At 39.8% G+C, this 24933-nt stretch carries 20 protein-coding genes; 13 read left to right on the top strand and 7 right to left on the bottom strand.

What is annotated here, in order from left to right:
• Window positions 1–35 precede the first annotated feature (35 nt).
• Window positions 36–245 carry a PGPGW domain-containing protein gene (locus tag JIG41_RS13155; protein ID WP_036972636.1) on the top strand — a complete coding sequence of 70 codons (210 nt, stop codon included), beginning with the start codon at window positions 36–38 and terminating at the stop codon, window positions 243–245.
• A gap of 99 nt (window positions 246–344) precedes the next feature.
• Here JIG41_RS13155 and ppsA read toward each other — a convergent pair whose 3' ends face one another.
• On the bottom strand, window positions 345–2720 hold the full coding sequence (gene ppsA, locus JIG41_RS13150) for a phosphoenolpyruvate synthase (RefSeq protein ID WP_065979183.1): 2376 nt from the start codon (window positions 2718–2720) through the stop codon (window positions 345–347).
• A 153-nt stretch (window positions 2721–2873) separates the two neighbouring features.
• Here ppsA and JIG41_RS13145 point away from each other — a divergent pair, with 153 nt between their 5' ends.
• Window positions 2874–3683 (top strand): pyruvate, water dikinase regulatory protein, encoded by an 810-nt coding sequence (locus JIG41_RS13145; RefSeq protein WP_036972633.1) that lies wholly within the window; start codon window positions 2874–2876, stop codon window positions 3681–3683.
• Between the two features lie 81 nt (window positions 3684–3764).
• Here JIG41_RS13145 and JIG41_RS13140 read toward each other — a convergent pair whose 3' ends face one another.
• Entirely contained in the window at window positions 3765–5114 is a 1350-nt protein-coding gene (locus JIG41_RS13140) for a class II 3-deoxy-7-phosphoheptulonate synthase (protein ID WP_036972631.1), read from the bottom strand.
• A gap of 434 nt (window positions 5115–5548) precedes the next feature.
• Here JIG41_RS13140 and JIG41_RS13135 point away from each other — a divergent pair, with 434 nt between their 5' ends.
• Window positions 5549–6424 carry a DNA replication terminus site-binding protein gene (locus JIG41_RS13135; RefSeq protein ID WP_065979184.1) on the top strand — a complete coding sequence of 292 codons (876 nt, stop codon included), beginning with the start codon at window positions 5549–5551 and terminating at the stop codon, window positions 6422–6424.
• Window positions 6425–6490: 66 nt separating this feature from the next.
• Here JIG41_RS13135 and JIG41_RS13130 read toward each other — a convergent pair whose 3' ends face one another.
• The gene (locus tag JIG41_RS13130; RefSeq protein WP_036972628.1) at window positions 6491–7705 is read right to left on the bottom strand and encodes a hypothetical protein; all 1215 of its coding nucleotides are present in this window, start codon (window positions 7703–7705) and stop codon (window positions 6491–6493) included.
• Between the two features lie 770 nt (window positions 7706–8475).
• Between JIG41_RS13130 and JIG41_RS13125 the strand changes: the two genes are divergently transcribed.
• The 4 genes from JIG41_RS13125 (at window position 8476) to rmuC (ending at window position 15942) form a co-directional block, all read left to right on the top strand.
• Window positions 8476–9714, top strand: a complete 1239-nt coding sequence (locus JIG41_RS13125) for an AAA family ATPase (protein ID WP_036972627.1) — start codon at window positions 8476–8478, stop codon at window positions 9712–9714.
• A gap of 14 nt (window positions 9715–9728) precedes the next feature.
• Window positions 9729–10691, top strand: a complete 963-nt coding sequence (locus JIG41_RS13120) for a transcriptional regulator (RefSeq protein ID WP_036972625.1) — start codon at window positions 9729–9731, stop codon at window positions 10689–10691.
• A gap of 416 nt (window positions 10692–11107) precedes the next feature.
• On the top strand, window positions 11108–14248 hold the full coding sequence (locus tag JIG41_RS13115) for a DEAD/DEAH box helicase (RefSeq protein WP_199524894.1): 3141 nt from the start codon (window positions 11108–11110) through the stop codon (window positions 14246–14248).
• A gap of 227 nt (window positions 14249–14475) precedes the next feature.
• Entirely contained in the window at window positions 14476–15942 is a 1467-nt protein-coding gene (gene rmuC / locus JIG41_RS13110; RefSeq protein ID WP_036972622.1) for a DNA recombination protein RmuC, read from the top strand.
• A gap of 59 nt (window positions 15943–16001) precedes the next feature.
• Here the strand turns inward: rmuC and JIG41_RS13105 are convergent, their stop codons facing one another.
• The gene (locus JIG41_RS13105) at window positions 16002–16706 is read right to left on the bottom strand and encodes a hypothetical protein (RefSeq protein WP_199524893.1); all 705 of its coding nucleotides are present in this window, start codon (window positions 16704–16706) and stop codon (window positions 16002–16004) included.
• A 125-nt stretch (window positions 16707–16831) separates the two neighbouring features.
• On the opposite strand from JIG41_RS13105, the gene JIG41_RS13100 reads away from it, so the two are divergent.
• Window positions 16832–17401, top strand: coding sequence for a DJ-1/PfpI family protein (locus JIG41_RS13100; RefSeq protein ID WP_180311833.1), 570 nt, complete (start codon window positions 16832–16834; stop codon window positions 17399–17401).
• Here JIG41_RS13100 and JIG41_RS13095 read toward each other — a convergent pair.
• A complete protein-coding gene (locus tag JIG41_RS13095) occupies window positions 17396–18280 on the bottom strand; it encodes a LysR family transcriptional regulator (protein WP_083633622.1) in 885 nt (294 codons plus the stop codon). The genes JIG41_RS13100 and JIG41_RS13095 overlap by 6 nt on opposite strands.
• A 94-nt stretch (window positions 18281–18374) precedes the next feature.
• Between JIG41_RS13095 and JIG41_RS13090 the strand changes: the two genes are divergently transcribed.
• The 4 genes from JIG41_RS13090 to JIG41_RS13075 all read left to right on the top strand — a co-directional run bounded on the left by JIG41_RS13090 (window position 18375) and on the right by JIG41_RS13075 (window position 22834).
• Window positions 18375–18863 (top strand): DUF2938 domain-containing protein, encoded by a 489-nt coding sequence (locus JIG41_RS13090; protein ID WP_199524892.1) that lies wholly within the window; start codon window positions 18375–18377, stop codon window positions 18861–18863.
• A 9-nt stretch (window positions 18864–18872) separates the two neighbouring features.
• Window positions 18873–19505: a thiopurine S-methyltransferase gene (gene tmpT, locus JIG41_RS13085; protein ID WP_118844979.1), complete on the top strand. Its 633-nt coding sequence runs from the start codon at window positions 18873–18875 to the stop codon at window positions 19503–19505.
• A 112-nt stretch (window positions 19506–19617) separates the two neighbouring features.
• Window positions 19618–20418, top strand: coding sequence for a class III extradiol ring-cleavage dioxygenase (locus tag JIG41_RS13080; protein ID WP_199524891.1), 801 nt, complete (start codon window positions 19618–19620; stop codon window positions 20416–20418).
• A gap of 88 nt (window positions 20419–20506) precedes the next feature.
• On the top strand, window positions 20507–22834 hold the full coding sequence (locus tag JIG41_RS13075; protein WP_199524890.1) for a S9 family peptidase: 2328 nt from the start codon (window positions 20507–20509) through the stop codon (window positions 22832–22834).
• Between the two features lie 89 nt (window positions 22835–22923).
• Here the strand turns inward: JIG41_RS13075 and JIG41_RS13070 are convergent, their stop codons facing one another.
• Window positions 22924–23772, bottom strand: a complete 849-nt coding sequence (locus JIG41_RS13070; RefSeq protein ID WP_075593363.1) for a LysR family transcriptional regulator — start codon at window positions 23770–23772, stop codon at window positions 22924–22926.
• Window positions 23773–23890: 118 nt separating this feature from the next.
• On the opposite strand from JIG41_RS13070, the gene JIG41_RS13065 reads away from it, so the two are divergent.
• Window positions 23891–24553, top strand: coding sequence for an FMN-dependent NADH-azoreductase (locus JIG41_RS13065; RefSeq protein WP_075593465.1), 663 nt, complete (start codon window positions 23891–23893; stop codon window positions 24551–24553).
• A gap of 70 nt (window positions 24554–24623) precedes the next feature.
• Here the strand turns inward: JIG41_RS13065 and JIG41_RS13060 are convergent, their stop codons facing one another.
• Window positions 24624–24797, bottom strand: a complete 174-nt coding sequence (locus JIG41_RS13060) for a hypothetical protein (protein WP_199524889.1) — start codon at window positions 24795–24797, stop codon at window positions 24624–24626.
• Window positions 24798–24933 lie beyond the last annotated feature (136 nt).

Here is a 24933-nt window from a genome sequence, read left to right as displayed (position 1 = left end):
ATACTGTTTATTAAAGCATCAAATGAGTAAGGGATATGAAAAAGATTTTATTAGTAAGCTTAGGTATTTTAAGTATGCTACTTGGGTTGATATTTGTCATTGTGCCCGGCCCATCATTACTATTTTTTATAGTGGGATTACTGTGCTTTTCGTTTTATTACCCACTGGCACGTCGCTATTTGGTTTATTGTCAAAAAGCACTCACTAAATCATGTGCTTATTTAGATAAAAAACTAGCGAGATAATTGCCAATCTACGATAACACTTAAGTGCATCGTTATTCTTTCTAATTGAGTAAACAAAAATGCCAGCATAATCGCTGGCATTTTTTTAATAAACACTAGTTAGTCTGCTAGCTTTTTAGCTAAGTATAACCAAGTTTCTAATACTGTATCTGGATTAAGAGATACAGAATCAATCCCTTGCTCAACTAGCCATGCTGCAAAATCTTCATGATCTGATGGACCTTGACCACAAATACCTACGTATTTGCCTTTTGCTTTTGCAGTTTGGATTGCCATTGAAAGCAGCTTTTTAATCGCAGGATTACGCTCATCAAAAAGATGTGCAATTAAACCTGAGTCACGGTCAAGACCAAGTGTTAGCTGAGTCAAATCGTTTGAGCCAATAGAGAAACCATCGAAGTATTCTAAGAACTCTTCAGCTAATAGCGCATTTGATGGTAATTCACACATCATGATCACTTTAAGACCATTTTCGCCACGTTTTAAGCCATGTTCTTCAAGAAGTTCGATAACACGCTTACCTTCTTCAAGGGTACGTACGAATGGAATCATGATTTCGATGTTCGTCATACCCATTTCGTTGCGAACGCGTTTAATTGCTTCACACTCTAGCGCGAAACAATCACGGAAATCTTCAGAAATGTAGCGAGCAGCACCGCGGAAACCAATCATTGGGTTTTCTTCTTCCGGCTCATATTGCTGGCCCCCAACTAGGTTTGCGTATTCGTTTGATTTGAAATCAGACATACGAACAATGACACGCTCTGGTGCAAACGCACACCCTAATGTCGCAATACCTTCAACAAGCTTAGAAATGTAGAACTCAACCGGTGACTCATAGCCAGCCATCATGTCTGAAATTTCTGCTTTTAACTCATCTGATTGCGCATCAAAGTTTAATAGTGCTTTAGGGTGAACACCGATCATACGGTTGATAACGAACTCAACACGTGCAAGGCCAACACCTGCATGAGGTAAACGGGCAAAATCGAAAGCACGGTCTGGGTTACCAACGTTCATCATAATTTTCATTGGTAGTTCTGGCATTTCATCAACGCGCGAAGTAAGTACTTCGTAATCTAGAATGCCTTCGTAGATATAACCTGTATCACCTTCAGCACACGAAACGGTTACATCTTGGCCTGCTTTAATTAAATCAGTTGCGTTGCCACAACCCACAACAGCAGGTATACCTAGTTCACGAGCAATAATAGCTGCGTGACATGTACGGCCACCACGATTGGTAACAATCGCCGCTGCACGTTTCATGATTGGTTCCCAATCTGGGTCGGTCATATCGGTAACAAGGATATCGCCTTGCTGTACTTTGTCCATCTCGTCTATAGAGTTAAGAACTCGTACCGTACCAGCACCAATTTTGTGACCAATAGCACGCCCTTCGACAACAACATTGCTCGAGCCATTTAATTGGAAACGTTCCATTACGTTGGCATCTTCATTTGAGCGAACGGTTTCTGGACGTGCTTGAACAATGTAAAGCTTACCGTCGTTGCCATCTTTAGCCCATTCGATGTCCATTGGACGACCGTAATGTTTTTCGATGATCACAGCTTGCTTAGCCAGTTCTTGAACTTCGGCATCTGTGATTGAGAATTTGTTTGATAATGCAGTATCTACATCTACGATTTCAACTTGCTTACCATGTGATTCATCACTTGAGTAAATCATTTGGATTGCTTTTGAACCGATGTTACGACGAACTACTGCAGGCTTGCCGCTCGCAAGCGTTGGTTTATGTACATAAAATTCATCTGGGTTTACTGCACCCTGTACAACCATTTCACCAAGACCGTAGCTTGATGTGACAAACACAACGTCTTCGAAACCAGATTCAGTATCGATACTGAACATAACACCTGACGATGCTTTGTCTGAACGTACCATGCGTTGAATACCAGCCGATAAAGCAACACCACGGTGATCATAGCCTTGGTGAACTCGGTAAGAGATAGCGCGGTCATTGAATAATGAGGCAAACACGTGTTTGATTGCAGTCATAACTGAATCAATACCACGTACGTTTAAAAACGTTTCTTGTTGTCCTGCGAATGAAGCGTCTGGCATGTCTTCTGCTGTAGCAGATGAGCGAACTGCAAATGATACATCTTGAGATGCGTCGCCATGTAATTGGCTATATGCGTCGCGGATGGCTTGGTCTAGGTTAGGTTGGAATGGTGTGTCGATAATCCATTGGCGGATTTCGGCACCGACTTTAGCGAGTGTATTTACATCATCCACATCCAATGTGTCTAAAATATCGTGGATTTTTGAGTTTAGCCCTGATTGCTCAAGGAACTCGTTAAATGCATCGGCAGTTGTAGCGAAACCACCTGGCACTTGTACACCAGCGTTAGCTAGGTTTGAGATCATTTCACCCAGTGAGGCATTTTTACCGCCAACACGTGGAACATCTTGCATACCAAGCTCTTGATACCAGAGAACGTATTCTTGCACGGATCTTTCTCCATAAAACAAATTGTAGTACTAACTGTGAGAGTTAAGAAAGAAAACCTTCTAAAAAGGTCGCCATCATTCTACACTGGCAACAGACCTCACGTAAACCGTGAAGCCCCTATTTTGCAGATAAAGGTAATAAAAAGGTTAATTATGAGAACTGCATTCTATATTTCTGACGGAACAGCTATCACCTCTGAAGTGTTTGGCCATGCTACATTGTCGATGTTCCCTGTCGATTTTAATCACAAAACAATTCCATTCGTTGAGACAGAAAAAAAAGCCAACGAAGTTAAAAATTTAATCAACTCAACAGCCCAGCGCGACGGCGAACAGCCTTTGGTATTTTTCACTTTTGTGAATCATGAGCTAAGTGAAATTATTAAATCTTCGTGTGCGGTGTGTTACGATTTCTTATCTCAGTACAGTGACCAAATAGCAAAAGAGCTCAAAGTTGCGCCTGTGCCTAAAGTTCACCGTACACACTCTATGCATGAAAAAAGCTACGATTTTAGAATTGATGCCGTTAACTACGCGCTAACAAACGATGATGGCGCTAATATAAAAAACTATGCTGAAGCTGATATCATTTTGGTGGGCGTAAGTCGCAGTGGTAAAACCCCTACTAGCCTCTATTTAGCATTACAATATGGAATAAAAGCAGCAAACTATCCATTGACTGAAGATGACCTAGAGCGTGGCAGCCTACCTGAATGTTTGAAGTCGTATAAACATAAACTATTTGGTTTAACAATCGACCCTGTCAGACTTGCCGATATACGACAGCGACGCATGGCGAACTCAAAATATGCATCATTAAAACAATGTCGAATCGAAGTCCGCGAAGTTGAAATGCTTTATAAAAAGCAAAAAATTCAATATTTGAATTCTACACATCACTCTGTTGAAGAAATATCAGCCAAAATTATATCTGATACAGGGCTTGAGCGTCGTAAGTACTAACCAACTTTTCTTCATAATTAGTATCGGACATAAAAAAGGCTGCACTATGCAGCCTTTTAATACTTAATAAGTAAAGCGAGATTACTTGCGCGCATCCTTTAATAAGTCTGCAACAAGGAAGCCTAACTCTAATACCTGATCTGCATTTAAACGTGGGTCACACTGCGTGCGGTAACGTTGAGCTAAATCTTCATCTGACAGCCCATATGCCCCACCTGTACATTCAGTTACATGTTGGCCGGTCATCTCAAGGTGAACACCACCAGGGTATGAGCCTTCGGCTTTATGGACTGCAAAGAACTGGCTAATTTCTCGAAGTATATTATTAAAGCTTCGTGTTTTATATCCTGAGCTCGCTTTTTCAGTATTACCGTGCATCGGGTCTGAGCTCCAGATAACCTTGCGTCCTTCTTGCTGTACTTTACGAACAAGCGCTGGCAGTTTTTCTGGTAGAATGTCTGCACCCATGCGTGTGATTAATGTTAAGCGACCAGGGATATTATCTGGGTTAATTGCATCTATTAACTTAATCAACTCGTCAGGGTCCATGCCAGGACCTACTTTTACACCGATTGGGTTCTTAATACCTTTAAAGAACTCGATATGAGCATGATCTAATTGACGAGTTCGTTCACCAATCCACACAAAGTGCGCAGAACAGTCATACCAATCACCTGATAAATGGTCTCGACGTGTTAGTGCTTCTTCGTAGCCAAGTAATAGCGCCTCGTGCGATGTAAATAAATCTGTTTCTTTTAAACTTGGTGCAACCGTAGAGTCAATACCACATACTTCCATAAACTCAAGCGCATCTTGAATGCGATCTGCAAGTTGTTGGTACTTCTCTTTTAATGGATTTGCAGCAACAAAGCCCATATTCCAACGATTTACCTGATGCAAATCAGCAAGGCCACCTTGTGCAAATGCTCGTAATAAGTTTAACGTAGCCGCACTGTGGTGATAAGCAGTCATTAAACGTTGTGGATCGGGTATTCGTGCTTGTTCGGTGAATTCAAAATTATTTACAATATCACCACGATATGAAGGTAATGAAACCCCATCAATGGTTTCGTAATCTGACGAACGTGGCTTTGCGTATTGACCTGCCATGCGTGCAATCTTAACAACAGGGCATTTACCGCCATAGGTTAAGACAACAGCCATCTGTAATAGAGTTTTAAATGTATCGCGAATATTGGCGGCATTAAAATCACTGAATGATTCAGCACAATCACCACCTTGAAGTAAAAAGGCACGTCCTTCACATACATCTTCTAATTGTTTAAATAAGCTACGCGTTTCTTCGGCAAACACTAAAGGCGGTGCGCTTTTTAATTGCCCTTCAACTTGTTTAAGGGCTTCTTTATCTGGGTACTCTGGCTGCTGAAGTATCGGCAGGTTTCTCCAGCTATCTGGGTTCCACGATTGCATGTTCTTTCCTCATTCCTAACATAGACCGTTAATGAAAACTAACTTAATGCACAGGGTAAGTTCAAGGACTATATTCACCTATTTTCAATTATTTAGTTATTTGATAAACCAAAGCATTGATTGACTGGACATCAACTATATCATAGCTAATTAAAACAAAAGCTTAAGTTAGATTTGCAGAATGTGAGTGAGCAATAAAATTAAGAACACATCTTACCCATAATAAAGCTCAGTGTAACCTCAGCTTTACACTGTATTTAGATAAAAATAAACAGCGGATTGAAATATTGAAAAAGCATGCTAAGGGATATAATAAAGAACACATCATACTAATTTTAATGTTAAAGTGAGGTCAGCATTTGATAGAAATTTATCCTTTATAAATCAAAGGAGCTAAGGTAATATTAACTCATGATAAGGTAAGATGTGTTCTTATGACTTCTAAGTTAGAAATTCGTAGTCAATTTGATTTAGTCAGCGAATTAACCCAATTATTTTGCGATGATCTAAAACAAGTTGGTTTTAAAAAAGCGTTTTATTATCAATTACCAGAAACGGATATTAACGATGAGAAAAAAATACCCTCACTGATTCCTGTCAAAAAGTTCGAAGGTGATGAAGCGCACAAATTAATTATTAACTCGTATTTAGACCTTTATAAAAAACCAGGGATTAGTAGTCGAGTTTTAAAACGTCATCCTGGGTTATTGGTACTTCATGATGTTGATAAAAATCAACTTACAGCCCGCATTCAACAATTGAATAAAGCAAAAGCTGACTTTAAAAACTGTATACTCGCTATCGATAATAATGATGCTCGATTTGAAGCAGTGCATAACGCTGTACCAAATTTAATTACGCTTGCAGCATATCGTAAAATTCATTTTGAAACTGAATCACCCTACTCGGTCAGGTTCACATGGATGCACAAACATGCAACTAAAACTTTATCCAAAAAAATGGCATTGGCCATGCTTGATAAATCGGCGAGTTACTCTAACCCTAGAATGATAGATCAACATACTTGGCAATCTCTTGTTGCACAAGAACAAAGCCGTGTTGCGAGTTTAAATGATAAAGATAAATTAAGAATTCGAAGACCTACCCGTGTTAGTCCACAAGTTAATGTGCGATACACTGCTCAAAACCGATATCATGTGAGTGCCGCATTACCATTCATTCTTATAAATCCAGAACCGGATGTAAAACTTGGAGCACTAAATGATTATCAAAAACCTGAGAGTCATCCCCGTAAAAAAGAATATGACTTTTTAGTAGATCGACTTTATTTGGAACAAGTAACAGATTGATTATGTTAAAAAGGCCACTTTAGTGGCCTTTAACATGTAACAGTATTGGAGATAAGAAATATAAATTTAATCTTCGACTATTTCTTCTATTTTATCTTCATCAATTAACACAGCATTCTCAACGATACGTTTACCGCCTTGAATTTCAATTCGTTTATTGTGTTTATTGAGCGCTAAAATTTCATCACAAAATTGATCAGACGGATGCATTTCGTATGTGTAATCAATAATATTACCCGTTTTATCATCTTTCACATTTGTGATGTTGTATTCTGATATCGCGCCTTTTTCTATTAAATCTTTCATCGTTGTGGTCATATCACGACGTAACGCTTTTAATTTATTCTCAGTGATTTCATCTGTCGAATAAATTGAGCCGTACTTTTCCATGATTGATAACAATCTAAAATGATATGTCTTACCTGGCGCAGCATAACGCCAAAGATGATACAAACGTAACATCATCCAGCGAGATAAACCGCGTTTCAGTTCTTGAGCACTATTAAAATAATAGCCTTTGTACTCAAGGTTATCGATCATGTTATGAACAAACGCATTTAAACATGCCACACATTTTACATTACCGCCTTGTCCTTTTTTACCGCTAAAGTGAAGCGACGATAAAAAGTTCATGTTCGACTCGTAAAATGAATCATCAATATCAGAGTTGCGCGTGTCAGTTGCAGAATATTTAAATGACAACTTAGAACCTTGAAGAGCTTCAAGCGATTCTTTAATCTGCGGATACGGCATTGATTGACCAACCGCTTTTAATTCTTGTGCCAACTCATTCATTGAAAAAACAACCGCGTATTGAATACCCGATTTAAAATTAATTTTTACAATTTTACCTTTAGAGGCCAAACGTATTAATGCACGTTCAACTTTTTCTTCACGATCGGATGGCCATACTAAATATTCAATGTCTTCACCATCTTTTCGTGTGCTGACAACTGCTGGGGTAATTTTAATTTCGCCATCATAGAGAATCCCATCAACTTTTTCTGAAATTCTTCTTGTAACAATTGTCTTTTTTGGTGCTTCTTCAACCGGAAGCTTTTTATGACCTGAACGAACAAAACGTCCCCACAAATCATAATGATTAAAGGTATTTGAGTAAGCTCTCAAACCATGTGCTGCATTTTCAATTGAAACGCGCACATCTTTGTTGTCTGTAAACAGTGCAAGACTTTCATTATCGATTGCACTTTCCACCCCATGGATTTGCCCGCGTAATGTATCGGGAAGGTTATCCACTGAGATGTTGACCTTTCGGCTCATTGTTCTTATTTCCAATTTTTCTTCGACAGTTAATAACAACACATAAAACTTAAAAAGTTAAATGTTTAAGTTAGTATAAACTTGATCCGATCTGAAATATTTTCTTGAGATCAGTTTTATACTAACTAGATTAATTCTAGAACTTTTCAGATCAGATTTTTACTAAGTTATAGTGTATGGGTCAAAATTTTACTAACTCAGTGAATATTATGTCATGTTAAAATTCATTTTCAGGTCAAAAAACACGACACATAAACCCATTTTTACAAAAGCATGTGGATAAATGCTTACTGAGTTAGCATAGATCTGATCTGTACCAACTATAGATCAGATCTATACTAACAAAATGCACTATTCTGATTTTGCTTCAGTGCATAACTCTCTAATTTAGTTAGTAAAATCGTGATCTACAGCAGTAAAAATGTGCATAAACTAGTGACTAACCTGTGCATAACTAAGCAGCTGGTTTTTTAGTTAGTATTAAGCTGATCTGCGAGTTATAAGAGATCTGATCTTAACCAAGTAAAAACATGATCTGCTTTTTTTGATAATATTCTGGTTAATCAGTAACATAGATTGCTATTTTAGCACGTTAACCTTATATACCTATATCTTTAACCAATTCTAATCTTACTTATTTATACTTAGCTTCAATTAGATTACAAATTTTTCTTAAATGTCTTATTAATAAAAGGCATGTCGTACAAAATAGTTGTTTACAGCAATTTGAATGGACATTATACTTAAAGCATAACTTTGAGGAAGAAAGTATGTCTATTAATAATAATGCGCTAGCCACTTACCGGTTATTAAAAGCAACAGCTGAAGTTGCTGAAAAATCGCTAGAAGGACGTATCCAACATTATCGTGCTCATCTTAAATCGGAAGAAAAAGAACTTCGCACCTATACTCAAAAAGCCGCAGCAGATCTTTTAGGCTGTAATAACAGAACGTTAAAGCGACGTCATGATAATGGTGACTTTGATGAATTAAACATCAAACGAGGTGCAAATGGACATTATGCCTATACGCTAGTCAATATTTTCGCTATGGCAGATATCATGGATATCAAGCCAGATCACCGCACAACAGATGACAAACTACAAGTTATTGTCATTAACTCTTTGAAAGGTGGCTGTGGTAAAACAACCAGCATGGTTAATATTGCAGCGGCCCTCGCTACAACCAATATTAAACGGTATCGAATTGGTATTATTGACTTAGATCCACAAGGCTCATCATCGAGTTTCTTCCCGCCAAGTGAACCAGATCCAATTACTGTGGGTGACTTAATGCGTGATTGCATTGAGCTTGAAGAAAATGAAACGTGGGACGAACTTGTTACTAATTCATTTTTACCGACTCACATTCCCAATATTCGTATTTTACCTTCTGGTATGGATGATTTTTATTTTGAACATGAAACAGCCACACTGTTAAAAGATAGTTCAAGTTACGATAAAACACGTCACTATCATAAATTATTAGAAAAAGTGATTGAGCCTGTAAAAGATCAATTTGATATTATTTTAATCGATACAGCTCCATCACTTAACTTTATGTTTTATAACGCTTTAATGGCTTCAACATCGATGCTTATTCCTGTTCATCCTGAAGCTGTTGATTTTGATGCAAACAATAAATACTTAAAACGTTTAGGCGAGATCTATCACACGGTTGCTGCTTTAGGGCATCAAGGATGGGATTTTATGCAGTTCCTCGTTACAAATTACGTGAAAGGCAATCATTCACAACGCGATATTGTTAAAGACGTGCGCAGTGCCTTTGGACGTCAAGTTATGAGTTACCCAATAAACCATAGCTCCGCTATCACGGCGAGTTCATCGTCTTTTAATACCATATTTGACCAAAAAACGTCTGACAGTCTCGCAAGTAGAGAATCATTACTACGTGCTCAAGAGAATATTAAAGATGTGGTTGATGAGCTTGAAATGTTGATTCGTTCTAATTGGCAATCAACTCAATCAAAATTGAATACAGCTAAGTAAGGTAAATGATTAAGATGGCTAAAAAACGTAAAAATGATACCAGCTTAGATCCTTTTTCAACGTCAATTGAAAGCAGCAGCCTAGATGCTTTACTTGAACAAGCTAATGCTGGCGATGTTATTAGCATGCCCGCGCCAAGTGATCCTACGCGCCAAATCACTCTGGTATGTAAAGTCATTCCAAGTTCTGAAATCGAATCTAAAACTAAAGTGTATGGCAAGAACCGTCGAGTTCAGTCGTTATTGAATGAAAAATCGGTGGCTGATATTTTGCCGGCTATCGCTGAAGACGGACGAAACCAACACCCTGCCCTTTGCTGGGATAAAGGCACTGAAATGCTTGTTTTAGCCGGCTCGCGTCGTCGCAAAGCGTGTATTTTAAGTGGTTCGGACTATTTAGTGCTAAGTTCAGAAGATTTCACTGAACAAGATGCAAAAATACTTGCGGTCTCTTCTGATCAATACATTGCCCCCAGTCTGTGGGAGCTTGGACAAGCTTATCAGCAAACCCGTGATGAATTAATTGCAGAAGGCAAAAAGGGCTCGTACCGTGAGATTGCAGCAATTGAAGGGGTATCACATACAGCAATAGCGGATGCCATTAAAGCCTATGAAAATTTACCCGCTTCTGTACTGAGCCTCTACCCAACAGCGAATCATGTTGGCCGAGAAGTGGCTAAAAAGCTTATTGCGGCGAAAGAGCGTGACGAGCAGGCATTCACTCGCCTTGTAAGTGAAATCAGCACTGACAGCGAAATAAACGCCATAAGCAGTGATGATAAGCGTGCGCTAGCCATTACTAAGTACTTAACAGTCGAACCCGCTACGCCAAGCCGTCGTGAATCACTCATAGAAAGTGAATTTGTGACCGTACAGAGAAACATTAAAAGCGGTGATTTATCGGTAAAAATCGATAATAAAGTGATGACTGACAAGCGTTTAGAGCAGCTTACTAAGTTATTAAATAGCTTTAATTAGTTAGTAAAATAGCGATCTGTCACGCTTTTATTGTTAGTAAAAGCGTGATCTCTTACCCTATTTTGTTAGTAAAATACTGATCTAAATATCTTAAAATTTGCTCAATTCGCATCCATAGATCAGATTTTTACTAACTATCTGCCCCTTTACAGGCTATTTAAGCCTTTTCACTGTTTCCTTAGTAAAAAAGTGATCTGTAAAGGCCCTGCCTTGTTATTAAGTTGTTTATATCTTGTGCGTTTGTTGTTCGTTAAATAGTCGAGCCCTCTTCTTTGGCTGTATTTTTTTAGACAAAAACATAATTTTACCAACTAATCAGCTCCAACCAGTCCGAAATAAAGGAATAGTGCTTTAGCTGGGCGCTGATAGATCATATACTGGCAGAATTATTTTTTGTTTTTACTGTTAAAAGCGTTATGTCTGCTAACTTATCCAAAAATGACTTATTAGCTATCTTTGAAGAAATCAAACAAGAGCAAGAAACACAGTTTCCGCTGTCAGAGCGATTCATCAAGCAGCTATTTAAGCCGCATGTGCTAAGTAAAGCAAAAGAGTACCATCAGAACGGCCAAATCAATTGGCTTGAGCATAGTAGTGACTTTAGTGTGATTGATGCTTCTATGTTTGGTAACGAAGGGAATACTTTTACCCAGCATATCGAGATCAGTAAATTACCAACCGGATTTTCAGTTGATTCACATTGTACGTGTGGTTCAAAAACAAAGTGCCGTCATATTGCTGCGGTTTTGCTTAAATTAAAAATTGAGCATTCAGGCGATTATGGTGAGGACTATATTATTAATGATTGGTTTAGTGAGCTAAAGACGCTAAAGCAATCAACAACCGACACAGCAAAACATGTATTATTATTTGTTTTAGATGTTGAAAAATCGGCTGTTACCCTTACCCCTAAAATTGCTAATTATGATCCTGAGCATAACTACACATTGGGCCGTAATTTAACAGAACAACAATTAAATAGCTTTGTTACACCGACTGATTTACTCGAAACTGACTTTAGATTATATAGTTGGATCCGCTCTCAAAACGCGCTCGGTAAGCTTGAGTTGAAAGGCTCATGGGGCTTTGCGGCATTACAACAACTTATAGCGACACAACGATTATTTTTAGGCCGTTCTCGCCAGGCTATTAAAGCAGATACCATGCAAGCCTTAGAATTTAGCTGGCAGCAAAATAGTGATTTAACCTCATTATCTTTGTCACTAGCAGGGCAAGATAATTGGTTGTTACTCAAAACGACACCCCCGACTTACCTAGATCCAGACACACTTAAAATTGGCCGTATCCGAACTCCTTTGACTGCAGATGAAATTGCGTTATTGGCTAACATGCCTGCGATACACAACGAAAACTTTGATCGTGTATACCAACAACTCAATGACAATTTTGGTGAGGGTGTTATTCCGCATGCATTTAAGCAAAGTAAAAAGAATCAATCACGTTCTGTCTTTCCCGTTATAAGCATACGCAACGATGAGGGAAACATTGGTCTATCGCTTCAATTTAACTATCAAAATTCACTTTACGAACTAAGCCAAGCCCCCGAGGGGATTATTAATCAATCGCTTGAGAATACCGTTGTTAATGAGCTAACGAACTTAGGGTTTGAATTTTGTAAAGGGGCTTTACAAACCGAGTTTGTATTTAATAAACAATCAGTTATACATGCACACTGGTTGAAATTCGAAATTATCCCTACCCTGCTTAAACGCGGCTGGAAAATTAATGATGAACTTGATGTTAGTAAAGCATTAAAGCAAATATCGCTTCAAGTTGAGCGAGGAAAAGGTCATCAAATAGTTAGTAAAATCGTGATCTCTGGTGTAAAAACGCAGCAACTTTTTACAGCGGATAACAATTTTCAGTCTCTCAATCGTCAAAGTGAACGTTATTATTATTTCAGCGTAGGTAAACGTTTTGCTGTTGTTGATAAGTTAGCGATTACTCAGCTTAATGAATACCGCGAACGTTTTGAGCATATAAAAACGCGTGATGAAATACTCATGCCGTTGTCATTTTTACCCCAGTTAATCGCCCAAAAAGCAATTAAAGTCAGTATTGTTGATGATGCCCTTGATGCATATTTAACTGAATTAACGAACACCCATCCGGTGGTTAAAAAGTCCGATATTCAGGGATTGAATGACGGTGTACAACTTCGAGAGTATCAGCAACATGGTGTTGATTGGCTTAACTTTTTAAAACGTCATCAGTTGGGGGGGATTTTGGCTGATGACATGGGATTGGGTAAAACCTTACAAGTTATTGCCTTTTTAGCGAATGCCAAACAACGGCCTCAAGCTGGCCCTACTTTAATTGTTTGCCCGACCAGCTTGGTAGGAAATTGGCAAAGTGAAATTAATAAGTTTGCGCGTAACCTTAAAATCACCACCGTATTTGGTTCGTTACGAAACGAGCAACTCCAGCAGTTATCGCAGGCCGATTGCATTTTAACAACGTACCCTTTGTTAAAACGTGATATTGCATATTACTCGCCACTGTATTTTGAAAACATCATTCTGGATGAAGCCCAGTACATTAAAAATGATGCCGCGCAGGTATCGCGTTTGGTTAAGCGCCTTAATGCCGATTTTAAATTGTGCTTAAGTGGCACGCCTATCGAAAATAACCTGTTTGAGCTTAAGTCGTTGCTCGACTTTGCAATGCCCTCACTCCTGGGCTCGCAAGCGCACTTTAAAACATATTTTCAAACACCTATTGAGCGCGATAACGATGTTAAACGAGCCGATGAACTTAAATCGCTGATCATGCCTTTTATTTTACGCCGAACAAAAGCGCAGGTAACGCAAGAACTTCCCGAGAAAACAGAGCTGGTTAAAGAGTTTGAGTTCGAAGCGAAACAAAAAGAAATTTACACCGGTATAACGCAATCGCTAGAGCAAAAGCTGGTTGACTTGTTTGCCCAACAAGGTGTGCAAAAGAGTAAGCTTGCGTTTTTGGACGCGTTACTAAAATTAAGACAAATTTGTTGTCATCCCAAACTTATTGATCCAACAACTCAGGCGGGTAGTGCAAAGCTTGAATGGCTCTCTAAGCATTTACCCGTTATGTTAAGTGAAGGTCGTAAAGTCATTATATTTAGCCAGTTTACGACCGCTTTAGATGTGATTGCAGAGCGTTTAGGTGAGTTAGGAATTACCTTTAGTATGTTGACCGGTCAAACTCGACATCGCAGTCGTGTTATTGAAGAGTTTACCGAAGGTGAATCGTCAGTCTTTTTAATAAGCCTAAAAGCCGGTGGCACCGGGTTAAATTTAACCCAAGCAGATACCGTGATTCACTTTGACCCATGGTGGAACCCTGCAGTTGAAAAACAGGCAACCGATCGGGCATATCGAATAGGTCAAACCAACCCTGTGTTTGTGTATAAATTGATTATGGCCAACTCTGTTGAACAAAAAGTATTTAAAATGCAGCAGCATAAACAAGCGTTAGTTGATGCATTATTTACTGATAAATCAATGAGTTTTACTCAGTTTGATGAAGAGCAGATGTTGGCGCTGATAAAAAATTAAATTTTTTTAAACTTTTTTTGAACTAATCAAATTTAGTGGCGTCTATTATTATGCTTGTTGTTAAATTGCAGTTTACATGAGCATTATGTTGATTTCCCATTTGGTTACTAAATTTAGTAATGTTAGAGCCAGCTCACCTTGAGCTGGCTTTTTTTATGCCTACTCCCCTACTCTGCTGTCATGTAATTCGTTATGATGAAGTGTCTTTAAGTTATTGAGTTTTCATTATGATTACAGAGCTATTAGGCCACATTGATTGGCTTCAGATTGCAAGCGGTTGTGCACTAGGAGTATTGGCTGCAGGTACTGTGCTTTCGTTGCAAAAGAGTCGCTTAAAAAGCCAGTTAGTCGCACTGGAAAATAGCCATCAGTTACAGCAGAATCAATTAGAGCAGAAGCTACAACAGTTACAAGAAAGTCAGTTAACACTGTCGCAGTTACAGCAAGATTACGCAGAGCAACGTGATGAATCTCAACACTTTAAAACCCGCTTTGTCGAGCAAGAAAAGCAAGCGCAGCAATTTAATCAATTTTGGCGACGAGTTGAAGCAGAACTCGCTGACACCAAAGCAATGCTAAATCAACGCGATGTCGATTTAAGTACTTTACGCAGCACCTTAGAACAAAAAGAACTGCACTTTAAAGAACAACTTAATCATATAAAAGACAGTAAAGAACAGCTCAAAAAAGAGTTTGAAAACCTAGCAAATCAAATTCTTGAAGAAAAATCACAACGGTTTAAAACGCTCAACCAAGAAAGTATTGAACAGTTATTAAAGCCCGTTCAAGGTGAGTTAAAAGGCTTCCGCGATAAAATGGAGCTAATTCATGTTGAAGACTTAAAACAACGTGCCGCATTAAAAACCGAGCTTTTACATTTACAGGCAAAAAGCCAGGCCATAACAGAACAAGCAGACAGGCTCAGTACCGCCTTGCAGGGGCAAAAGAAAACACAAGGTAATTGGGGCGAATTAATGCTCGAAAACGTCTTAGACAGCGCAGGGCTTCGCGCAGGAATCGATTATGAGCGAGAAGTGTCATTTAATACTGAAGACGGGCGTCTGCGCCCCGATGTTGTGGTTTATTTACCTCAAGAACGACATTTAGTGATCGACGCTAAAACCTCGCTCAATGCGTATACACGCTACGTTAATGCCGACAATGAGCTTGAAGCACAACAAGCACTTAAAGAGCATGTAACTGCGGTGCAATCGCGTATCAATGAATTGGCCAGTAAGGCATACGACAGACTCCCAGGAATTAACTCACCCGAGGTGGTCGTTATGTTTGTCCCCATTGAGTCTGCATTTGTTGAAGCGCTTAAATATCAGAGTGATATATATCAGCAAGCGATCGAAAAGAATATTTTGGTGGCGACACCAACGACCCTGCTAACCAGTTTAAATATTGTGAAGCAACTATGGCGATTTGAAGAGCAAACAAAATACTCAAAAGAATTGGCCGCCCGTGCTGAGCGCTTTTACAATAAACTTAATGGCTTTTTAACCAGTATGGAAGGCGTTGGTAAACAGCTCGATCGAGCTAAAGAAAGCTACGATAAGGCCTTTTCACAACTTTATCGCGGAAAAGGAAACTTAATTAAGCAAGCGTCGGAGTTTAAAGAGTTGGGTGTATCTGTGCAAAAAGAGCTCCCGAGTGACAGTGTCGAGAGAGCGCAGTTAGAGCTTGATTAATCCCGTAAATATCCCGCACGTATGCGTTTGTGAAAGCCAACAACATGTTGGCTTTTTAGTTAGTTGATTAGCTCTGCCGAGACGATTCTGTTCAGCATTAAAAAATGGCTAAGCACAGCCTCTTCAAGCTCAAAGATCTGCACTACTTTTTCACCCTTGGTAGATAGCCCAGTTTGCCCCCCCTCAAACTGTATATGCAAGCCGAGGCGTTTTAATGTGTTTACATCATAACTGTATATCGGGGCATCACGTTTTTCGGTTATGCCAGGCATCATCCCAATAATGGTTATCGCCTGTTCTACATTAATCGTTTCAAAAAATTGTTTTTCTGCTTCTTGCCACTTTGCAATGTAATTTGTTATTTGCGTATTTTTCTCCATTGGCACATATAACGGTTGCAAAGCTCCTCCATGCCAGCCAATGATCCCCTGCTCTTCAACGCGAACATCTGGGCTTGCCGTTATCACATAGTTTGCACATGATGAGGCGCACAATTCGCGTACAATCACTTTTAATTGATACTCGTGAACTAAGCCGCCTAAATGGAGACCAGCCATAACATCGCCGCCCTCACTGTTGATCACTAGGGTATCGATTTTGTTTTTGCTATTCACAAGCACGCTTTCGAACATTTCAACATTTTGTCTTGATGTCTCGCCTTGATACAAAACTGTACCTGGCGATATTTCACTGATTTCAGTGACGGTTTGCTCTGTTGATTTACACCCAACAAGCAGGCCACACAGTAATAATAATAAACGCATTAACAATGCCTTAAAGATTTATTTGTATACAGTACTAATTTAATAATATGTTATTAACGCTCTGCAAAAATGGCATAGTACGATTTTTTACTGGATAAATAAATCCACATATTAGGAACAATTGTATGAATATTGGGATCTACATTTATGATGATGCTGAAGTGCTTGATTTTTCGGGTCCGTTTGAAGTGTTCAGCACCGCAAAGCGTTTAGCCAACAATGATTGGCAAGTAAGTTTAATTGCACAGACTAACGGCCCTGTGAATGCGCGTGGCGGATTCAGTGTAAACCCCCATTACAGCTTTGCTGATTGCCCAGAACTTGATGTGTTTATAGTGGTTGGTGGCGACCATACGCATGAGCTTGAAAAAAGCGCAGTGATTGAGTGGTTAACCCACACCGCATCAACAACAAAACGGGTTGCGAGTGTCTGCACAGGCGCATTTTTGTTAGCTAAAACAGGGCTGTTATGCAAAAAAAATGTCACAACTCATTGGCAGGATCAAAGTGATCTCGCTGCTATGTTTAAAGACTTGACAGTGATTGCCAATAAACGTTGGGTAACCGATGGAAAATTTACCACGTCTGGTGGTATTTCTGCAGGCATTGATATGAGCTTAGCGTTAGTGGCAGAGCTGATAAATAAAGAGCACGCTTTATTAACAGCAAAACAAATGGAATACGCATGGCTATAGTGTTTCAGAAATAAACTGTGTCACGAACTGTTTTAGACAAACCGCTTTTTTACTAAGTAATCGCCCGCTTGGCCAAATTGCATATATCTCTCTGCTTTCACCACGCCATAAAGGGAGCACTTGCTTGAGTTGTCCACTTTTAAGCTCATCAATAATCTCAAAGCGTGGTAACAACGCCACACCTTGGCCATCACAGACTAAGTATTTCACAAAACCGGTGTCGTTAAATGTGCTAGCAAACCGGCACATGTAAGTCTGTGTTTCGCCTGTTTTTAGGTTGTTTAGTTGCCATTTATTTCTGAGCGTCGTGCCTATAAGCCGGTGTTGCCTTAAATCTGCTGGGGTACTGAGTGAGGGAGCGTCACTTAAATAGCGCTCTGTCGAGACAAATAATGTATCGACACTGCCTAGTTTCTTTTGTTGGTAGTGTGAATCAGTTTGCGGACCAATACGAATAGCGATATCTGCTTGGTTTTTACTGAGATCGTCACGTTGGTTGTTTAGCAGTAACTCAAGTTGAATTTCTGGGTAGTGTTTCGTGAAGGCAAGCCACATAGGTTTTAAAAATCCATGGCTAATATTCAGGGGGGCGAGTACTTTTAGCTTGCCCGTTAATTTCGCTTTTTGATCGTTTAATTGATGGTGAGTTTGCTCAAATTGCTCCACTAACTCTACGTAGCTTTGAAAGTACACTTCGCCAACGTGAGTTAATGTGCATTGCCTTGCTGTACGATTTAATAGTTTTTCACCAACGCGCTGTTCAAGCCGTTGTAATCGCCTTGAAACTGTTGCTGCTGGTACAGATAGGTAATCGGCTGCTGCTGTAACTCCGCCTTGTTTAACGATATGTATGAACAGTGCAATGTCATCAATCATCATTTCATTTATGCAATCATAGTTTGTTTATGTTGTTGTTTTTAGCATTTTTGTAATTGTTTATCATGTTTTTTATGATTCACTACTTGGTATAAATATGACCTTCCTTCAATTTATTCAGGCGATAGTTATTGGCCTTGTTGCCACGCTTTCAATTGATATATGGAGTTATTTTTTTAAAAAGTGCTTTAACCAGACTACATTAAACTTTTGCTCTGTTGGGCGTTGGGCCCTTACTATGGCAGCGGGGCAATTTAAACATGTCGATATTGCTGCCAGTGAAGCTAAAGAACGCGAATGTGTTGTTGGTTGGATTTTGCATTACATCATCGGCGCCCTATTTTCTCTGTTTTTTGTGTTATTAATTGGTAAGGAATGGATGACTTCACCGCTATTTTTACCTGCCTGTTTATTCGGATTGTTCAGCACGGTCATGCCATTTTTTGTTATGCAACCTGCTTTAGGATTAGGAGTTATGGCTGTTAATACAGCTAAGCCAAACCAAGCACGTTTGAAAACTCTCACCACCCATTTACTATTTGGTGTAGGGTTATATTTATCAGCTCAATTTGTGTTGTTTATTTAGGAGTTATTGATGGACGCAAAACATTGGCATAATCGTTGGGAAAATAATGAAATAGGATTTCATGAAGGGGATGTTAATCGTTACCTGGATCAGTATTTTACCAACTTGAGTTTGCAACCTGGCGATACCGTATTTGTGCCTCTATGTGGCAAAACGCACGATATTCATTTTTTGTTAGCCAGCGGCATGAAAGTTGTGGGCGCTGAGTTAAGTGAAATTGCAATTAAGCAGCTTTGTCAAGAATTAAACCTCACACCAGAGATTACTAACCATGGCACACTAACGTGTTATCAGAGCGCTAATTTAACTGTGTGGGTGGGAGATATATTTACATTGACTCCTGAACAACTTGGTACGGTAAACGCTGTGTATGATAGAGCGGCATTAGTGGCATTGCCATTATCAATGCGAGTACGTTACACGCAACACATTTTACAGTTAGCCAATAAAGCGCAGCAATTGGTTGTGGTGTTTGAGTATCAACAGAGTGAGTTTTCAGGTCCTCCATTTAACGTTACTGCCAACGAGCTTCATCAGCATTACGACGCGTATTATCAATTAACCTTACTTTGTCGAGAGCCATTAGAAGGGGGGCTTAAAGGGAAAATACCCGCAATGAATACTGTATGGTTGTTAAGTTAGTACTTACAAACTGTTTGTGTGTAAAATCACACCTAAGCTGTGCATTTATGTGGCTGGTTATTGAGCCTCTGTGCGTGCACTATACATAACAACGTAAGTAAGGAGCCCGTTTATGCAAAAGCCACGCGTCTTTTTTGTTTCTCATGGTGGTGGCCCAATGCCACTATTAGGCGATGCCAGTCATGCTGATATGGTTACCTGTTTGCAATCTGTTGCAGCAAAAATTAAAAAGCCATCAGCTATTTTGATGATCAGTGCCCATTGGGAAGCCAACCCAATAAATATTACCTCTTCCGCTGCGCCTGAGCTTATATATGATTATTATGGATTTTCGGATTCTGCATATTCTATAGAATACCCATGTCCCGGTGAGCCAGTGCTTGCTGAGCAAGTTCATCAAGCACTCACAACTGCACATATTGACAGTGAGTTGAACCCCACTCGAGGCTTCGACCATGGCATGTATGTCCCTTTGAAGATAATGTACCCAGACGCAGATATACCTTGCGTGCAGTTGTCGTTGCACCCTAGCCTATTACCAAACGTGCATCTAGCAATAGGCGAAGCGCTGCAAAACCTGCATTACGACAACCTATTGATTATAGGCTCAGGGTTTACTTTCCATAATATGCGCGCTTTTTTTACACCGGAAACAGCCGAAATCAAAATGCAAAATCTCGCTTTTGAGCAGTGGCTTGTTGATGTGTGCGGTAATACATCGCTTACAGAACAACAGCGTCACGCTAAGTTATTAGAATGGCAAATGGCGCCAGCAGCACGCTTTAATCATCCTCGTGAGGAGCATTTGTTACCACTGCATGTGTGTTACGGAGCCGCTAGTCGACCATGTAGTGATATATATGAACTGCGTATTGCTAATAAACATGCCAGTATGTTTTTGTGGGATGATTAAGTTCAACCCCCTTGTTTATACGATAAAAACTCAGATTTTATTAACTTATTTTGCTACGCTAGGTTAGTTAAAACCAAGGGATAACAAAATGAACTTAATAAAAACATCAGCCCTCGCGTTTGCCGTTGTTGCAGGTTTGGGACTACAAGCATGCTCAAGTACTGAGCAGGCCAATACAACCACAACAGTGAGCGCAAACTCTAATCCTCTTTCACTTGAGCAAATATACAAAGACAAAGACTTTAAAGCACAACGTAGCACCTATTTCACATGGCTCGACGACGGCACGGGTTACACAGTGCTTGAAGAGCGTGAAAGCGATAAAAACAAACAAGACGATAAAGCCAAAGACGATGAACATGGTGTAAAAGGCAACGACATTGTTTTTTATAATGCCGATGGTACAAATCGAAAAGTGCTTGTTAGCTACGAAAAACTGATCCCAGAAGGCGAAAAAGAGCCGTTAACCGTTGAAAGTTATCAGTGGTCAAAAGATGGCAAGTGGCTGATGGTGTTTACCAATGGTGAGCAAGTTTGGCGTTCACGTAGCCGTGGTGACTTTTGGCTTTTAAACCTAGAGACAGACTCGCTGTATCAATTAGGTGGTGAAAACGTTGAAGCTAAAAAATTAATGTTCGCAAAGTTCTCACCAGATAGCTCTAAAGTGGCCTATGTGCGTGATAACAATATCTACATGGAAAAAGTAGGCAGCAAAGCGGTTACTGCATTAACTACCGATGGCAATGACACCCTCGTTAACGGTAACTTTGACTGGGTATACGAAGAAGAGTTTACTATTCGAGATGGATTCCGTTGGAGCCCTGACAATAAATCTATCGCTTATTGGCAGCTTGATACCAGTGGTGTGAAATATTTCACTATGATCAATAACACCGACGAGCTTTATCCGACACTCAAAGAGTTTCCGTATCCAAAAGCGGGCGAAATGAACTCTGCCGTAAAAGTTGGTGTGGTAAGCTTAAGTGATAAAAAAACGCGTTGGGCAGAACTGGGTGGCGATAACCGTGACCGTTATATCCCACGTATTAGCTGGGCTGGCACGGGAGAGTCATTAATGATCCAAGATCTTAATCGCCCGCAAAGCCACAACAAAGTGTGGTTATTTGATTGGAAAAAGCAACAGCTAACTAAAATTCTTGAAGACAAAGACGATGCATTCATTGAGTGGTTCTATAAAGCTAACTGGTCAAAAGATGGCACATTCTTTATTTGGCACAGTGAGCGAGATGGATGGCGTCATCTTTATCGTGTTTCTCGTGATGGCAAAAGTATCATTGATTTAACGCCGGGCGAATACGACATTATTGATATGTTGGCGTTAAACGAAGATAAAAATGTGATGTATTTCACAGCTTCACCTGATGATCCGGGCCAGCGTTATTTATTTCGTACATCGCTTGATGGAAGCACAAAACCGATGCGTGTAACGCCAGAGTCATTTGATGGCTCTAATAGCTACTACATGTCGAAAGACACATCATGGGCAATGCATACCTACTCTAAGTTTGGCACACCCCCCATGAAAGAAATCATCAAAGTAAGTGATCACAGCAATGTGAAAACCTTAGTTGAGAATAAAGCGCTAAAAGAAAAGCTTACAACTGAACAATTACCAACACACGAGTTCTTTACAGTAAATGCCCGTGATGGTGTTGAGCTTGATGGTTACATTATGTTCCCTGCTAATATGGATAAAAGCAAAAAGTACCCTATCGTATTTTATGTATACGGTGAGCCATGGGGTTCTACAGTTCAAGACCGCTGGGAAGGCAACAGTTACTTGTATAAGTCGTACTTAACACAACAAGGCTTTATTGTTGCCTCGGTTGATAATCGCGGTACACGTGCGCCGAAAGGCCGAGATTGGCGTAAATCAATCTACAAAAAAATTGGCTCAATCACTGTGCGCGACCAAGTGGATGCACTTGATGCAATGGCAAAGCGCTGGGATGTAATTGATACTGACCGTGTTGGCGTATGGGGTCACTCAGGTGGCGGCAGCTCAACACTTAACTTGTTATTCCGCCATGGCGACAAGTACAAAGTGGGCATTGCTTCAGCCCCAGTCCCTGATATTCGCTTGTACGACACCATCTATCAAGAGCGTTATGCTGGTAATCCAAATACGGATCCTGAAAGTTACGACAATACCTCGCCAATTACTTTTGCCAAAGACTTGCAAGGTAAATTGTTGCTGATCCACGGCACTGGCGATGACAACGTGCATTACCAAGGTTCAGAACGTTTAATTAACGAATTAGTTAAGCACAATAAACAGTTCGAGTTTTTCTCATACCCGAACCGCTCTCACAGCCTGCGTGAAGGTGAAGGCACGACCCTGCATTATCACACGATGATGGCTAACTTCTTTGAAAAGCATTTACTCAAGCCGTAATTTAGCTTTTAGTAAAAGCCGCAGCTTAATAACTTAAACTGCGGCTTTTTTATGCAAGCTGTAAACCCCCGTTACAGATTACTAAATGTTTAATTTAATAATCGCTCTAACCACTCAATTACGGTTTTATGTGTGTTTGTCTCAAAGCGAGACTTATCGGGTATGTAATAACAAAGCTGTGATTCTACAGCACGGCTCTTAAAGTGTGTGAGTAACCCTGCATCAACATAGGGTTTGACCAACGTGTTTGAGCAAAATACAGCGCCATTATTTGCCAATGCTTGTTGAATACCAAATAACTCCTGATCAAACGACTTAATCTCGAACTGCGATGAGCTTTGGTTGTTTTTAGTCAGCCACTCAGTGAGAGGGGGCGCAGCTAATGCGTTGTTTTTCCATTGACTAGTGTACAAAGTAACGTGCCCATTTAGCCAAGGTGCGCGCTGGTGCGTGCTTGCAGCAAAGACATTAAAAGCCTCATATTTTATGATATCAGCTTCGTTGATTTCTTCTTTATTCCCAAGTCTAACGGGTAAAGTATGCAATTGTTTATCCAGCGCTTCACTGGTTGATATATCGAGCGTTAATTGTGGATACTGTGTGTTTAGCGTATGTAAAGCAGGTATTAGCCTCATTGCGGCAAGCGATGAGGTGGTTGTTATCCGAATGTGGTTATTTGCTTGGCTTAGCGTGTCTAGCGCATCAAAAATTAGTTTAAACCCTTTTGAAGTGCTCAGGCTCAAGTATTCACCCGTTTCAGTTAAGGTGATTTTTCTTACTTCACGATGAAATAAATCGGTGTTTAAACGACTTTCGAGGTTACTTATATGATGTGAAACTGCGGTAGGCGTAATCGCAAGTTCTGCAGCTGCAGCTTTAAAACTGCCCAAGCGCGCAGCCGACTCAAAGGCTTTTAAGGATTGTAATGATACTTGCATAAAAAACTCTCGCAGATTTATAGCTGAGTATAACTTACTTATAGTGAATTTTAACTCGTTTGTTAAAACGCCTCAATTTATTGATGATACCCATACATTAACTAATGAGGTTTTACTTATGACTACCCTTCTACATATTGATGCTAGCGTACGTGCGGCAAAAAATGATAATTCAAGCCATGATTCAATTTCAAAGAATATTGCTAAACATTTTATAAGCTGCTTACAAAATACTAATGCAATAGCTGAGTATATCTATCGTGATGTAGGGATTCACCCGCCTTCTTTTATTACTCAAGCGTGGATAGGTGCTGTGTTCACACCGGCTAATAAGCAAACCATAGAACAACAAGCGCTGCTTGCTGAGTCAGATGAACTTATTAGTGAAGTCGCTAAGGCCGACACTATCGTGATCTCAACTCCTATGTATAACTACGGTATGCCCGCGCAACTAAAAGCATGGTTTGATCAAATAGTTCGCATTAACAAAACTTTTGATTTTGACTTAGGACGTGGTGATTTTCCTTTAAAACCGCTGCTAAATGGTAAACGCTTAGTGATCATTACCTCTACAGGCGAGTTTGGCTTCGAGCAAGGTGGGATACGCGAGCATATGAGCCATTTAGTGCCTCATCTACGCACATTGAGTCTGTATTTAGGCGTTGAGAAAATCGACGAAATTGCAAGTGAATACCAAGAGTTTAATGATGAAAGGCATCAGCGTTCACTCACTAACGCCTATGCAAAAGCTGAACAAATAGCACTGAGTTTTTATAAATAGCCAGCGCCGCATTAAGCGGCGTATTTAGTCAATTTGTAATGGGGGTTTACACGCGTTGTTTAGTGCATTGCTATTCAACAGAAATAAACACCTCAACCTCATCGCTACTTTTATAAAACTCGTAGTCAGTTTTATAAGCGCGAATGTGTGGGCACTGCTCATTACTAAAGTATTGCCAAACTTGACCCCATACATCAATCACAGCGTGTGGCATACTTCCTTGACCACTAATACCATTTTGCAAAAATACTTAATCATTTTGAGTGATTAAACCAGTCGCTACCTGCGTTAAAAATTTCTGATTTACGACTGCATGGATGCAGGAGGTAGAGCAATGCAGGAGCAATTGCCGAGAACAACTAAATAACTAAATTTTTGCC

It is taken from the genome of Pseudoalteromonas sp. bablab_jr011, assembly GCF_016464045.1.
Classification (GTDB): Bacteria; Pseudomonadota; Gammaproteobacteria; order Enterobacterales; family Alteromonadaceae; genus Pseudoalteromonas; species Pseudoalteromonas lipolytica.
This window is presented reverse-complemented; position numbering and strand designations above follow the sequence as displayed.

Bases quoted from the DNA above. Each gene is read 5' to 3' on its own strand.
- JIG41_RS13155 (WP_036972636.1), top strand. From the start codon at position 36: ATGAAAAAGATTTTATTAGTAAGCTTAGGTATTTTAAGTATGCTACTT.
- JIG41_RS13145 (WP_036972633.1), top strand. From the start codon at position 2,874: ATGAGAACTGCATTCTATATTTCTGACGGAACAGCTATCACCTCTGAA.
- JIG41_RS13140 (WP_036972631.1), bottom strand. From the start codon at position 5,114: ATGCAATCGTGGAACCCAGATAGCTGGAGAAACCTGCCGATACTTCAG.
- JIG41_RS13135 (WP_065979184.1), top strand. From the start codon at position 5,549: ATGACTTCTAAGTTAGAAATTCGTAGTCAATTTGATTTAGTCAGCGAA.
- JIG41_RS13130 (WP_036972628.1), bottom strand. From the start codon at position 7,705: ATGAGCCGAAAGGTCAACATCTCAGTGGATAACCTTCCCGATACATTA.
- JIG41_RS13125 (WP_036972627.1), top strand. From the start codon at position 8,476: ATGTCTATTAATAATAATGCGCTAGCCACTTACCGGTTATTAAAAGCA.
- JIG41_RS13120 (WP_036972625.1), top strand. From the start codon at position 9,729: ATGGCTAAAAAACGTAAAAATGATACCAGCTTAGATCCTTTTTCAACG.
- JIG41_RS13115 (WP_199524894.1), top strand. From the start codon at position 11,108: ATGTCTGCTAACTTATCCAAAAATGACTTATTAGCTATCTTTGAAGAA.
- rmuC (WP_036972622.1), top strand. From the start codon at position 14,476: ATGATTACAGAGCTATTAGGCCACATTGATTGGCTTCAGATTGCAAGC.
- JIG41_RS13105 (WP_199524893.1), bottom strand. From the start codon at position 16,706: ATGCGTTTATTATTATTACTGTGTGGCCTGCTTGTTGGGTGTAAATCA.
- JIG41_RS13100 (WP_180311833.1), top strand. From the start codon at position 16,832: ATGAATATTGGGATCTACATTTATGATGATGCTGAAGTGCTTGATTTT.
- JIG41_RS13095 (WP_083633622.1), bottom strand. From the start codon at position 18,280: ATGATGATTGATGACATTGCACTGTTCATACATATCGTTAAACAAGGC.
- JIG41_RS13090 (WP_199524892.1), top strand. From the start codon at position 18,375: ATGACCTTCCTTCAATTTATTCAGGCGATAGTTATTGGCCTTGTTGCC.
- tmpT (WP_118844979.1), top strand. From the start codon at position 18,873: ATGGACGCAAAACATTGGCATAATCGTTGGGAAAATAATGAAATAGGA.
- JIG41_RS13080 (WP_199524891.1), top strand. From the start codon at position 19,618: ATGCAAAAGCCACGCGTCTTTTTTGTTTCTCATGGTGGTGGCCCAATG.
- JIG41_RS13075 (WP_199524890.1), top strand. From the start codon at position 20,507: ATGAACTTAATAAAAACATCAGCCCTCGCGTTTGCCGTTGTTGCAGGT.
- JIG41_RS13070 (WP_075593363.1), bottom strand. From the start codon at position 23,772: ATGCAAGTATCATTACAATCCTTAAAAGCCTTTGAGTCGGCTGCGCGC.
- JIG41_RS13065 (WP_075593465.1), top strand. From the start codon at position 23,891: ATGACTACCCTTCTACATATTGATGCTAGCGTACGTGCGGCAAAAAAT.